A 13,909-nucleotide genomic window follows, 5' to 3' on the forward strand; every position below is an offset into this window, starting at 1 on the left:
ATCTGCCTGGGCGTCCGTCACTTCCAAGCGACCGACAATCGTCGATCCCGTGCCTGCGGAGGCGAGCGTCAGGATTCAGTGGGGGTCTCCTCGCGCAGGGGCTTGGCAAGCCGCAGGGACCTTGTGCAAACTCGTCTAACAGCCTTGCGGCACTTGTTCTTATCCTCCCTCCTCCCATGGCAATTCCCCCCTCAGAAAACAGCTCCTCTCTCGCCGGAACCACGGCGAAACCCATTTCCAAGGACGAAGAGGAAGCCATCCTGCTCGCCACCCGCCGCCACTATTTCATCGCCGATGAAGCCACCGGCCGCCTCTTGAAGGTCCGGGATCAGATGGAGCTCCTGGCTTTGCTGGGGAAGGACAAGTGTCTGGAAAAATACCGGTGCGGCGAGAAGAAGCGTTTGCGGTTCTTCGACAAGTCCCTGGGAAAGATCGTCACCCTGAACAAGGGATCGATCCGGCAATTGATCACGCAGGCCCTGGAGCGCCATCCGGTGAATCTGACGATCGAGGACGAGATCAGCAGGAGCCGCTTCGAGGAAGGCTGCCGGTTGATCAAGGAGATCTACCGCTTGAAGGAGCTCCGGGTGGCGTCGCGCTTTTCGCGGCTATCGGAGGGGCACATGCCGACCATCGGCCGGGAGGCGGCACGCTTTTTCCATCAGCTGCTGGGGAGCCAAGGTTCGTCCCGACGGATTGCGATCGGCGGTGGGCGGACGCTGCGGGACATGACGATTGCCTTGGATTGCGGCGAGTCGTCCGCGACTTTCGCGGCGACCAACTATGCGACCCGTATCCCGGAGGGGGAGATCTTTGACAGCAGCTACCTGGCGATGAAGGTGCACTGGCTGTTTGAGGGCAGCCGGGCGGAGGTGGTCAGCATCCCGCCCCTGCCGGGTGGAGGGGTGGCAGGGGTCGGTGAGGCGGAAGCCGCGCGAAACCGCGAGGAGTCGGCCATATGGCACAGCGACCTCTATCGCAGGAACCCGGACATCGAGGCGCTCTTCAAGAAGAGCACCGAAAGCGATGTGGTCTTCCTGGGGGCGGGCGAGTTCGACCGCGATTCGCCATCAATCAAGCGGGTCTACCAGCACCTCGGCATCACCTACGAGAAGCTGCAGCGCATTCAGCCTCCGCCGGCGGGCGATATCAACTTGTCCTTCTTCGACGACAACGGGAACGACATCACCCGGAAGATCCTGGCCAATGCCATCCCCGCCGATCGCCCGGGTTGGGACCCGGCGGCGAAGAGCTTCTTCGGCGACGACGAGATGTGTCATCCCTTCCTGATCGGGATGAGCATCGCCTGTCTTCAAAAAATGGTCCGCGAGGACAAGACCGTGGTGCTGGTTGCCGGTGGCGATGGCAAGGGTGAGACCATCCGCGCCGCGCTCAAGACCGGGGCGGTGAACGCCCTGGTGACCGACATGACCACGTTCAATTTCCTGGCGGACCCGCTGCGATCGAAGAATCGCCGGTGAGTGGAGGTTCATCCCGTCAGCCCCCGTCCCGGTCGTGAACCAACGCGGCGACGGGTAGAGGGAGAAGTGAGGTCAGGACCGCGGACAAAAAGGTCAGCCCCCACCAGTGGGCCGCAAGGTGGGCGGAGGAAAGCATGAAGATCCCGATGGTCGCTGCGAAGAACAGGTTGCCCGCCAGCAACATGCCGCAGACAAAGCCCACGGCCGCTCGGAGAGGGGCCGGCCGGATGCGCTTCCAGTTCCTTGCGACCGCTGGGGTTGCAATCATCGACAAGAGCAGTTCATAGCCGTAGAGCGCGGTGGCGATGCGACCACCGGGACCACGGAACACCCCCCAGACATTCCAACCGAACCGCGAGAAATTCACGGCGAGAAGGATGCATCCGATGGAGACCAGCGCCACCCATAGCCAGGCGCCGTAACCTGATGACAATTTCATCGCTCCGGAGGGATGGCGGACTCCGCCTTTGAAAGGAAGTCCCGATGGCAGCGAGGCGAGGCGGGCTCGACAGCTTTCTGGCTGCGCCGCTAGCGTCGGGGTTGGAAATGACCTGCCAAAAACCGTTCTTCCGCATCCTGCTCCTGTTGGCGGTGTCCTGCGTCCCGGCGGGCGCTGAAAACCTGCCCGGCGATCTCCGCTTCCGGCGGCAGGCGAGCCAACGGATGATCTTCGACGAGGACCAGGCCTTGCCGCTCGCCGTGCTCGATCCCGCGAAAGTGGTGGGGCTGGACGTGATGCATCCGGTGAAAAGCAGCGGCGGGGGATCGGCCATGTGCCGCGATGGACGGCTGTGGATGAAAGGACCCGCCGCCTCTGATGTGTCCGTCTGGCTTTCCGGTTTCAATCCCTTCGCGACTTACCGGGTGGAACTCGCCTCGTGCAGCGGAGGCAGTGCGGGCTTGGAGTTTGTCCACGACGACGGCTCGACGCTGCGGGTCGAGTTGGTCTGCGGTGCGGATCGCGTCGATGGCCTCCGCTGGTCGCTGCGAAAAGGCGACGCCACCTTGATCGAGGGTGCTGCCAAGGACTTCCGGTCGCGGAGCCTAGAGGAGCCGGTGACCTTGATCGTCCAGATGGCGGCAGTGGGGTTCAATGCCTACCTCAAGCAGGGCGGGATCATCGAACTCGCCGGCCGTGCCGATGTGGTGGCGCACCTTGACCTGCGGCGGAAAGACGTGTTCCGCAACCTGTCGACGTGGATCCATGCGAGCGGCCGGGATGCATCGGAGATCTCGATTTCCCGCGCAGCCGCCGGGATCAGTCCGGGCATGGGACTGGCGGACATCCGCTCGATCACCGACGAGGAGGGAACACCGCTTCTGGACGAAGGGCGGCTGTGGTTCACCGCCACCACCCGCGGCGGCGCCTTGCCCCATCCGTCGCAGGGGGTCTTCAGCCTGAATCCCGGGCTTTTCGACCTTCGCTTCGAGGGCATGATCGCCTTCGACCGCGGCGACGGCTTGCTGCGGAACGAACTCGCGTCCCACCTTTTCCTCGATCGGGCGAGCGGCGAGTGGCGGGGCTGGACGACGGCCTTCTCCGCCTTCGGCGATCCCGCGCGGAAGGAGAAGAAGGAGATCCTGGCCGTGCGTTCCAAGCACGACCCGCGGCGCGGTTTTTCCGTGATGAGTGCCACCCCGGCCGGCCTGGTGGGCGACTACGAGGACCCGCAGGGAGTCTTTGATTCCGCCAGCGGCAAGTGGCGGATGCTGCTGTGCCAGAACGTGGATGGCTACAAGGCCGCGGTCTTCGAGTCCGGCCGTTGGGACGGCGGCTTCCGGCGCATCGCCGGGCCGGTCGAGCCGGACAGCACCGGCACCACCCTCCAACGGGTGGGCGGGACGAGATATGCTTTCTTCGGCAGTGCCGACCGGAGCTTCCACGTTTGTTCGTTCCCGGACTTGAAACCGCTGGGCAAGCTCGACCTGGATCTCCCGCCGTGGAGCGCTGACGGGCCCAGCCGGGTGTGGCCGTGCCTGGTGCCGTTGCCGGAAGGATACCCGGCGCCGTACCTGCTTCTCACCTTTGACCGGGCGAACTTCCCCGGAATGCCGATGCCCAACTGGACCTACGGCGCGATCCACTTTTACCACGGTCACTTCACGGATCGCTGAAGCGCGCCGTCACCCGCGCGCCTGGAAATCATGCGCCGTCAGGCGATAGAACGCGTGGGGCGCAGCGCCTTCCGGGAAGGGTGCGGTGTGGGAGTAGGCGGCGCCGAGCTTTTCGACCGCCCGCCGTGAGCGGTGGTTCTCCACGCCAACGTGAAACCAGACGGCTTCCGCCCACTGGAAGATGTGGTTCAGCATCAGCGTCTTCATCTCGCGGTTGGCCGGACCACCCCAGTGGCTGCGGGCCAGGAAGGTGAAGCCGATGCCGATCTCCCGCGTCGCGGGGTCCCAGCCGTAGTAGCGCGATGTTCCAATTGCCGATCCACTGGCTTGGTCCGTGACGAGCAGGGCGCCGCGGGAGGCGATTGCGGCGGTGAAGAACTCCTTGAAAACCTCCGGCTGGTAGCGGTCCCGGTGCGGATGCTGTTCCCAGATCAAGGGATCGGCGGCGGCTTGGTAGAGCGCTTCGAAATCATCTTTCTCGAGCGGCCTCAGGGCCACGATCTTGCCCGCCAGCGTGGGCTGGAGGTCCAAGGGTGTCACCTCGTCGAGATCGGGAACGGGATCGGTCATGCGAGCCGCCATTAGTGGCCTTTCGTCCCGAGTCTTCCGGGCGATTTCCTTGATGGCAAGTGCCCGCGGCTCCACCTGCGCGTCCCCGCCAGACGATCGCCCGACCTGCGATCATCGGCGACCTCGACCGACGCATCGGCCATGACCCGAGCCCTCCGGTGGGAGATGGTCCCACCGGATTGCGGATCGGGTCGGCTTGAAGTGCAGGGTAAGAGCGGCGGATTCGCGCTTATTTCGGCGGGTGCAATTGGACGTTGCCGCCATCGAGGTAGCCGGAGGCTTCGAAGACCACGGCATCGCCGTTGTTGGGATCGGTGACGATGATTTGGAAGTAGTCCTTGTCGTGGCCCTTCTTGCCGGCCGGTTCACCGGCGTCGATCACCATCCCGGTGAGCTCATAGCCCGATTTGCCGTTGAGGCGGCCGGTGCCGGCGAAGGTCGCCGCGTTGGCGACGAAGCCCTTCTTGCCACCCGGTTGACCGGGGCCGGTGCTGTCGACGACGAAGCACTCGACGATGTGCACGTCGTTGGTGTGGAAGTTGTCGCCGTTGTTGTGGTCGACGACTTCGATGGATCCCGAGGACGGCGGGCCGACGTTGCCGCCGAAGGTGAAGTCCTTGCCGCCCGACTGGATGCCCGCATTCTGGAATCCGCCGAAAGTGAACCAGCAGTCGCCGCCTTCATCCTGGTTGAAAGTTCCGCCGGCGAAGGAACCGGATCCGTTGAGGTTCACGCGCATGTGGGTCACCCCGGCGAGCGAGATGCCGTCGATGCTCGCCACGCCATTGTCACCGGTCGGGGGGATGGCGATCAGGTTGGTCGGCAGGCCCGGTCCCGACAGCTCGACGTAGGTGCCGGCTTCCCCTTGTTCCGCTTCGATATCGATGAAGGTCAGGCTGTTGACGGTCACCGTCGGGGCCTTCTTGCCCTTGCCCTTTCCGAGCGTCGAGAAATCGAAATCCATGTAAGATCCCTTGCGATCGGCGTCGTCAGGATCGTCGATCAGATCGTCTCCATTGTTGTCGACGAGGTCCTCGGCAATGATCGCGATGTTCCCCAGAGGGGAGCCGTTGGTGGCGCCGGGGGCACCGATGCCCGGTCCGGCGTAGATTTCGTTGGGCGTGCCGAGGTCATCGTCGCCGCCGGTCGGATTGGCGGAGTCGAAGATCAGCACGGGATTGATGGCAAATCCGAAGGCGGAGCTGTAGCCGTTGACCCCGACCGTTCCGGCCGGACCACCGCTGATGCCAGCGCCTTCACTCAGTTCGAAGGCCACCGTGCCGGCCGGGAGTCCTTCAAAATCCAGCTCGAAGGCCCCTGCCGGAGCCAGGCAAGCGCCGAGAGCGATGGCCGCAGGGGCGCGCAAGGTTCGTATCAACGTTTTCATGATGCATCACTGGGTTGTTGATCCGAGCGCAGCCCCCGCACGCTGCCGCACGGAACTTGGTTTCTAGGATTGGTAATCAGGCACGACTCACCTCGATCCGCCGGATCGGCAGGCGAGCCGTGACCTTGCCGTGACAAGGCAAGGTGGGGGAATTTGGGGGGTTGCAAGTCTAGGGTCTTCTTCTCAATCCTGTCAATTTCGGCCTATCTGAGGGTCCGTGATTCACGACTTGATCCCCCAGCGACGGCAGGTTCCGGAGTTTTATCGATCAGGTATGGATCATAAGGCATTGGGAACCATCTTCCCGCGCGGGCTTTGTTCCTGGCCCTGCACGGGGGCTGGTGACCTGACGAGAGGCCCGATGGCCTGACTCCCTGCCGACCGGACTCGGTGACAACTCTGCCCCGGTCCGCCACTTTGCATGCGACGGAGAGGCCCTGTGATGCCGTCGGGTCGCGCTGAAACCCTGCGGCCCCACTGCAATCCCCATGAAATACCACCCCCGGAATCCCTGGGCGGCCCGGCCGCTCCGCTACGTCACACCGCTTGCCGCCTTGGCCCTGACCACTTCGGCCGGCCTGGCGAAAGAAAAGAACCCGTCCCGTGAAGCCCAAGGCCCGGGCGATCGCGGGCAGGAGATGCGCTCGAGCTACTTCCAGCGCATCGCCGCCTTCCCGGTCTTCGAGAACTCGGACATCGACAACGAAACCGTGTCCGAAATCGTCGCCGCTTCGATGGACGGCAAGACGCTGATCTACACCGACAGCGCGCTTGAGCAGATCGGCTTCATCGACATCAGCAAACCCGAAAATCCGCAAGCCGGCGGCACCTTCCCGGTCGAGGGCGAACCCACTTCGGTTGGTGTGGCCGGGCGCTACGCGCTCGCCGCCGTGGTCACCGACGGCACCTACACGGCGCCGGCCGGCCAGCTCGAGGTCATCGACATCGACAAGCGCGAGCGCGTCGCGGTCATCGATCTCGGCGGTCAGCCGGACTCGGTCGCGATCAGCCCCGACCAGCGCTACGCGGCGGTGATCATCGAGAACGAGCGCGACGAGGACCTCGGCGAAGGCGAACCCGGCCAGCCTGGCAACCCGCCGGGCCGTCTGGTGATCGTCGATCTCAAGGGCCATCCCGGAAAGTGGACGACCCGCGATGTCGAGCTGACCGGTCTGGCGGAACTTTTCCCCGAAGACCCCGAGCCGGAGTTCGTCGACATCAACCAGGCCAACATCGCGGCGGTGTCGATGCAGGAAAACAACCACATCGTGCTGGTCAACCTGCGCAGCGGCAAGGTGATCAAGCACTTCCCGGCCGGCACCATCGACCTCGACGGCATCGACGCCACCGAGGACGATGTGATCGACCAGACCGGGTCGCTCGTCGCGATTCCGCGCGAGCCGGACGCGATCACCTGGATCGACGGCTGGACCCTCGGCACTGCGGATGAAGGTGACCTCTACGGCGGCAGCCGCGGCTTCTCCTTCTTCAGCCCCAATGGCGGCGTGACCTTCAGCTCGGGCAACAGCGTCGACCAGCGGATGGCCCGGATCGGCCACTACCCCGAAGATCGCTCGGAGAACAAGGGCAACGAACCGGAGGCGATCGAATACGCCCGCTTCGGACCCGAGAAGCTGGTCTTCGTCGGCTCGGAGCGCTCGAGCGTGGTCTCGGTCTATTCGCTCGATGCCTCGGGTGAGCCGGTCTTCAAGCAGGTCCTGCCCGCCGGTCTCGGCCCGGAAGGCCTGGTCGCCATCCCGCACCGTGGCCTGCTGGTTTCGGCCAGCGAGAACGACAGCCGCGGCGACGGCTTCCGCGCGGTGGTCACGATCTACCGCAACGGCTTCGACGAGCCCTCCTACCCGACGATCGTTTCCACCGACCGCCCGGACGGCTCGCCGATCCCATGGGCCGCCCAGTCCGCGCTGGCGGCCGATCCGCTCCACAACGGCCGCGGCTGGAGTGTCGAGGACAGCTTCTACAAGAAGAACCGCATCTTCGCGATGGACGTCTCGACCACGCCGGCCGTGATCGACGGCGAGATCCGGATCACCGACCCGAACGGGGTCTTTCTGGCCGCCGCCGAAGCCGCCGCACTGGACAACCCGGAACTCGATCCGGCCGGCCTGCGCAACGACGACGGCACGATCAACATCGATCCCGAAGGCCTCGCCCGCAGTGAAGACGGCTACTTCTGGCTGGCCTCGGAAGGTTCGGGAACCCACGGCGACGCCGCGCGCCCGATCACCTCGCTCAACTGGATCTTCAAGATCGACGACAGCGGCGTGATCCTGGACGTGATCGGTCTCCCGGCCGACACCAATGCCCGCCAGCGCCGCTTCGGCTTTGAAGGGGTGGCCACGGTCGGATCCGGCAGCGATGAAGTGCTCTACGCTTGCTTCCAGCGCGAGTGGGCCGTCGAGGATCCCTCGCTCGGCCGTGACCCCGCCGGCCTGGTTCGCATCGGCCGCTACCAGGTCGCGACCGGCGAGTGGAGCTTCTACTACTATCCGCTCGATGCCCGCGAGTCGCCCAACGGCGGCTGGGTCGGACTGTCGGAAATCGTGGCGCTCGGCGACGACAACTTCGCCGTGGTCGAGCGCGACAACCAGGCGGGTCCCGATGCGCGCATCAAGCGCATCTACCGCTTCACGGTGGCCGGCCTGACGCCGCTCGCCGAAGCGCCGCTGGGAACAGACCCGGGCTTCCCGGTCGTGAGCAAGGAACCCGTCACCGACCTGATGCCGGCCCTCGAGGCAGCGAAGGGCCTGGTGATTGAGAAGGTCGAGGGCTTCATGGTCCTGCCGGACGGTGACGCGGTCATCGTGACCGACAACGACGGCGTCGATGACTCCAACGGGGAAACCCAGCTGATCCATCTCGGCGAGCTCTTCGAGTGAGCTGAGTTGATATCATCCGCGAACTGAAGGCGCGGCTCCCATGCGGGAGCCGCGTTTTGCTTGCCGGGGTGCGGCACATCTGGCGGGAAGCCGCTGCACCAGTTCCCGGTTGTTCCAACAGCCCATGGATGTTTCCCTGCGACCGCCCTATGAAATGCCCTCTCACCTTCTGGGGACTCGTCAGCCTTTCTCCCCTCCCGGCAGCCATTGTCACCTGGGACAACGAGGCCACCCTCAATGGCGAGCCCAACACCTCCTTCTTCGCCGACAAAAACTGGGACAGCAATTCGGTGCCGGGATCCGGAGACCAGGTGCGGATCCTCACCCACGGCGACATCGAGCCGGTGGTCCTCAGCACCAACTCGGCCACGGTGCTGTCGATCACCTGCAAGGTGCCCTTCGACCTCGGCTCCACGATCACCGTGTTGTCGGCATCGGAATTCGAGAACAGCCTGGTCGGCCAGCGGATCGGGACGATCCGCGCGGACGGACTGGTGACCTTCAAGGGGTCGAACAACGGGATCCGCACCACCCTCGAGGGCGCCACCGGCTTCCAGAACGATGGCGCCCTGATGCTCGCCGGCCGGCCGGTTTCCGCCACCTTCCTCAACAGCGCGAACGGTGAGGTCACCCTGACCTCCAACGGCATCGCCCTGAGCAATTTCGCCAATGCCGGCATGCTGCAGCTCGGGCCTTCCGGGGACATCACCTCGTCCTCCTCGGTCCTCAATACCGGCACCATCCGCAAGGACGACCCGACCAACACGTCCGAGATCGCCGGTGACCTCGAGCAAGTCTCGGGGGCGATCGAGGTCGGCGCCGGGGCGGAACTCAGCATCTCCGGCAGGGTCCAGCAGTTCAAGGGCGGCTCGGTCACCGCCAACGGCCTGCTGCGCCTGACCAGCAGCGTCGGCGGCACCCCGGAACGCAGCTTCGCCGGCCTGGCCGAGATTTCCGGCTCGGGCTTCGTTGACCAGGTGCGCTCGTACGACGTCGAGGAAGACCTCAGCCTCAATCTCTCCACCGCGCCCGGCTACGAGGCCGGCGACCTCTCCATCGCCTCCGGCAAGACGCTCACCAATCTTGGCAACCTCCGCTTTTCGGGCTCCGAGACCTTCGGCACCGCCACCGGCAACCCGCTGTCGGCCTCTTTCGTCAATTCCGGCAGCATGACCAGCAGCGGCAACCCGCTGTTCGATGTCTACACGCAGAACCCGGGCACCTTCTCCGCGACCAGCTTCCGCATCGGCACCGAGTTCGAGAACTCCGGCACGCTCGAACTGTCGGGAAGCTTCACCCGCCTGTCCCCGTTCAACGGCGGCTTCCTCATCAACAACGGCACCGTCGACTACAACCCGGAGCTGGCCGCCGATGCCTACGAGATCGCCGCCGAGGTCCGCAACGAGCCGGGCGGCACCCTCAAGGCCAGCCAGGGCCGCCTCACCCTGAGCCAGCCGTCGACGACCTTCGCCGGGACGGTCAGTGCCGTGGCCTCCGGATCGCTGGTGCGGTTGTGGGGTTCGCAGTACGACGCCAATGGCGGCGAATTGAGCTTCACCGGCAACGGGGAAGTTGAAGCCGGTGCCTCCGGGCTCCAGGTTGAGATCGTCAGCGACAACTTCCTGCTCTTCGCCGTCGGCGATCCGGTGTCGGACCCCGTGGCGAGCACCGGCTTTTGGCTCTACAACGGGCTCATCACCTCGCCCTCGGCCGATCTCGCCAACAGCGGCATCTTCCACTGGCGGACCGGCAGCATCACCGCTCCCTACACGCCCGGCCCGAGCTCCAGCGGTTTCATCAACAACGGCAAGCTGATCCTCGAGAACTCAGGCCAACGGAAGCTGGTGGGGAACTTGATCCAGAAGATGAACCTGGAGCAGAAAGCCGCGCTGGCCAGCGATCCCGCGTCCTTCATCCGCAACAGCGGATCCTGGGAAATGCAGGGTCCCTCGACGCTCAGCAACAGCAACCTGGCTTCCACCGATCCCGCCGACATGCTCAACGAGGGATCGCTGAACCATTCCTACACCGGCACCTCGATCGTCCATCTCGACTTCCGCAACCCGGGTTCGGTTCACGTTGCCAGCGGCACCCTCGACTTCCGCCGCCCGTCCGATCTCGACGTCAACGGCGTCCTGTCGGGCCAGGGCAGCTGGTCCGTCCAGTCCGGAGCCGCGATCACCTTCCCGCGGACGCTGGTCCACCTCACCGACGGCGTGAGTTGGAGCGGGGGAAGTTCGACGAGCGTGAGCCTCGTCGATGGCGGCGCCTCCTTCGCGCCGGACGACGGCCAGACCAATCCGGCGCTGACCGTTACCGGCGGCGGCACGCTGCTGGTAGGAGGCACCTTCAACTGCCCGGACCTGAACCTCGACGGCGGCACCCTTGCTTCCGTGGGCGGCACGATCAACGGCAACATCACCGGTCTCGACAACGCGGTGATCCAGGGAGTGCAGAACAGCACCGTCACCGGATCGATGCAGTACTCGAGCAGCACCCGCCAGACCTTCGACCTGGCCGATCCGGTGCCCAGCCAGCCGACCTTCAACGTCGACGGCAACGTCACCGTCGGCGGCACCCTGGTTCCCACCTTCTCCACCGCGCCCTCGCTCGGCAGCTCCTACCCGGTGGTCTCCTCCGCCAGCTCGCTTGGTGGCGAGTACGACTTCATCGACCACAGCCAGACCGGTGGCCGCCTGAAGTTCAATCCGAGCTACACGGCAACCACGGTCAGCATCACCCCGGAGCTCACGACTTACGCCAGCTACGAGGACTGGAGTATCGACAACTTCTCCGCGGCCGACCGGCTCGATCCCTCGATCTCGGGCAAGGATGCCGATCCGGACGAGGACCGCCTGACCAACTTCCAGGAATACTGCCACGCGACCCCGCCCTGCTGCCCCACGATCAATCCGTGCAGCATTGCCGATAGGACCGAAACCCATTTCACCATCGAGTTCCCCTGGGCCGAAGGCATGGCCGACGCCGGCTACTCGGTTGAAACCGGCGATGGCCTGACCAGCTTCACGCCTGTCGCCGGCGCGCAAACGACGACGAGCGGCAATGACTCGGTGAAGAACTGCAGGATCGAGATCCCGACTTCCGAATTCAGCTCCTCGTTCTACGTCGTCGTCCGCTCGGTCGAGGTCGAGTAGTCCAGTCCAGCGGTGATTTGCGCTTCTTCCGGAAGTACCTTCAATCCCGGCTTGCCGAGATCCTCCAGAAGGCGGCCGGAACGGTGTTGCTGTCCTCTAACAAATAGTAGGCCTGCAGCAGGGTGTCGCCTTCGTCGATGGCATCCCCGAATGCCACCAGCGTCGCGGAGCCGTCACCGAGATTGGCAAGATCGGTGCCGGCCTCGATGACCAGCGTGACCCCGTGCGGATCCTTTGGCAGGCGGATCCAGGTGACGTAGTGCCGGGCGCCGGGATCGATTCCGGCGGCCGGGGACAGGGCGTTGATCTCGGCGCCGGTCAAGCTGCCTTCATTCTCCGAAACCAGCGGCCGGTCGCCGGGGTCGGCGGGATGGCTGCCATAGGCGAACTCCAGCAGGTTGGCGATTCCGTCGCCGTCAGCGTCGTCCTCCGCGCCACGGAGGTTCGGGGGGACGCCGGCATCCACCAGGTAGCTTTCGAAGGGATCGGTCGCGCCATGGCCGGCGAAGACCCGGACGATGCCGCTGTGCGGGGTGCCGCGGAAGTCCCCGGAGTCCGGGACATAGAAAGCCTTGTTGCCGCCGTCGGCGAGCACGGCGTCGTTGACCGCCTTCTCGGTGTTGATGTTCTTGAAGCCCGCGGTGGCGTCGTAGCTGGCATCCAGGGTGCCGCTGCCGGTCAGGCGGGCGTGACCGAGGGCCGGGTCGCCGCCGAAAGCCTCGAAGGCACCGTAAACCAGGATCGCGTCGTTCGACTGCGGCAGGAAACCGTGGATCGAGCTTTCAAAGAGGACGTTGGCGGCGTTGAAGTCCGCGTCGTAGGTGCCGTCGGTGTGGAGACGTTTCGGCATCCGGTCGTTGGTGCTGGTCGCGTAGAGGATCTTGCCGTCGGGCTGGATGGAAAACTTGCGGATGGTACGATAAACGTAGGGGATGTCGTCGCGAATCGCGAAGGCCGCGTCGCGCGTGCCGTCGGAGTTGAGGCGGGCCAGCGGGCCGGCACCGGTGGAAGTCGCGTCAGCCCAGTTGGCGGTGGCGATTTCGACCAGGATCTTGCCGTCGGGGGTGATGCCGAGCCGGGTGGCCTTCGGCGCGTAGCTCGGCGAGGAATTGACGAAGGGACTGGCGAAACCGGCGACCCTCGCGCCGTCGTAGTCGAACAGGGCGACCGCGGGCAGCGGCTGACCGTTGTGTAGCGTCTGGTCGTAGGTGGCGGTGAGGTAGCCTTGGCCGGGCAGCTCGACCACGTGGGTGATCCTCGGCGTCTGGCTGGCCGCGTTGCGGGTGAAGACCACCGGTGTGAAACTGGCGTCATCGGCCAGCGTGCCGGGATCGAGCCGCATCAGGGTGTAGTCGCCCCACACGACCAGCCGGCCGGCGGCATCGAGAAAGCCGCGGCGCAGCTTCGCGTCGCCGACCGTCGCCCGCTCGGCGAGCTTGGTGCCACCGGCATCGAAGAGATAGGCCTTCGGGGCCTGGATCGCGAACAGCCGGCCGTCGGGGTAGGCGGCGATGGAAGTGGTGCCGTTCAAGACGGGGGTGGTCTCACCGAAGGTCGTGTCCTGGAAGCCGGGCGCGGCGGGAATGACCTCGAAGGCCAGCGGGTTGGCAGCGCTGGCCGTGCCGTGGTCGCCGGTGACGTCGAGGCTGAGGGTGCCGGAAGCGGTCACGGTGAAATTGAGTGTTTCCGCCGTGGCGCCGGCGATCGGGGCGCCGTTGAATTTCCATTGGTAGGCGAGGTTTTCTCCTCCGGCGAGCGCGGCGAAGGAATGCACGGTGCCGCTGTTCGCGTAACGGGGCGAGACCTGCCCGGCGAAGGGTTCGATCGCCAGCTGGGTTGACGTGTTCAGGTCCAGCGATGACAGCGGCCGGCGGTAGAGCGTCGGCGTGCCGCTGGTGTTGCCCACCAGGTACAAGGTGTCGGTGGAGGCCTCCAGCCGCCGCGCCTCGAAGTCGGGCGAAATGCCGGTGGCGTCGATCGCATCCCAGGTGATGCCCCGCGTGGCGGAGAAGTAGAAGTTCTTCTTGTAGCCGGCGAAGAGCAGGGAGCCGTTGGTACGGATGTCATAGGACTCGCCGAGGAACTTGCCGATGAAGCGGAAGTCCTGACCGGGATCCTTGAAGTAGGTGCCCTGGTCCGCGACCGCCGGGCCGCTGGAGGCGAGGATCAGGCGATCGCCTGCCATCGCCAGGTTGCCGTGCTGGCCCTTGGGGGATCCGGGAATGCGGGTCCAGTTGTCTCCCTGGTCTTCGGTGAAGTAGACGCCGCCATCGGCGGCGGGGCTGAGGATGGACAGGGAGG

Annotated in this window: 8 protein-coding genes; 4 read left to right on the forward strand and 4 right to left on the reverse strand. The window is 65.2% G+C overall.

Translation table 11 applies throughout. The features are described from left to right. Window positions 1-176: 176 nt before the first annotated feature. On the forward strand, window positions 177-1,481 hold the full coding sequence (locus IG178_RS12185; RefSeq protein ID WP_193212832.1) for a sugar-binding domain-containing protein: 1,305 nt from the start codon (window positions 177-179) through the stop codon (window positions 1,479-1,481). A gap of 16 nt (window positions 1,482-1,497) precedes the next feature. Here the strand turns inward: IG178_RS12185 and IG178_RS12190 are convergent, their stop codons facing one another. Next, window positions 1,498-1,920: a hypothetical protein gene (locus IG178_RS12190; protein ID WP_193212833.1), complete on the reverse strand. Its 423-nt coding sequence runs from the start codon at window positions 1,918-1,920 to the stop codon at window positions 1,498-1,500. Between the two features lie 107 nt (window positions 1,921-2,027). On the opposite strand from IG178_RS12190, the gene IG178_RS12195 reads away from it, so the two are divergent. Next, window positions 2,028-3,596, forward strand: coding sequence for a hypothetical protein (locus tag IG178_RS12195; protein ID WP_193212834.1), 1,569 nt, complete (start codon window positions 2,028-2,030; stop codon window positions 3,594-3,596). A 9-nt stretch (window positions 3,597-3,605) separates the two neighbouring features. On the opposite strand, the gene IG178_RS12200 is transcribed toward IG178_RS12195, so the two are convergent. Both IG178_RS12200 and IG178_RS12205 read right to left on the reverse strand, forming a co-directional pair. After that, window positions 3,606-4,166, reverse strand: coding sequence for a GNAT family N-acetyltransferase (locus IG178_RS12200; RefSeq protein WP_193212835.1), 561 nt, complete (start codon window positions 4,164-4,166; stop codon window positions 3,606-3,608). A 229-nt stretch (window positions 4,167-4,395) separates the two neighbouring features. Further along, window positions 4,396-5,553, reverse strand: a complete 1,158-nt coding sequence (locus tag IG178_RS12205) for a hypothetical protein (RefSeq protein WP_193212836.1) — start codon at window positions 5,551-5,553, stop codon at window positions 4,396-4,398. Between the two features lie 488 nt (window positions 5,554-6,041). On the opposite strand from IG178_RS12205, the gene IG178_RS12210 reads away from it, so the two are divergent. Then, window positions 6,042-8,453, forward strand: a complete 2,412-nt coding sequence (locus IG178_RS12210) for an esterase-like activity of phytase family protein (RefSeq protein ID WP_193212837.1) — start codon at window positions 6,042-6,044, stop codon at window positions 8,451-8,453. A 149-nt stretch (window positions 8,454-8,602) separates the two neighbouring features. Further along, the gene (locus IG178_RS12215) at window positions 8,603-11,608 is read left to right on the forward strand and encodes a hypothetical protein (RefSeq protein ID WP_193212838.1); all 3,006 of its coding nucleotides are present in this window, start codon (window positions 8,603-8,605) and stop codon (window positions 11,606-11,608) included. A gap of 40 nt (window positions 11,609-11,648) precedes the next feature. Here IG178_RS12215 and IG178_RS12220 read toward each other — a convergent pair. Beyond that, a partial coding sequence (locus IG178_RS12220) for a delta-60 repeat domain-containing protein (RefSeq protein WP_193212839.1) occupies window positions 11,649-13,909 on the reverse strand: 2,261 nt, incomplete at its 5' end.

Origin of the sequence: Neoluteolibacter marinus (genome assembly GCF_014904755.1) — a bacterium.
GTDB classification, from domain to species: domain Bacteria; phylum Verrucomicrobiota; class Verrucomicrobiia; order Verrucomicrobiales; family Akkermansiaceae; genus Haloferula; species Haloferula marina.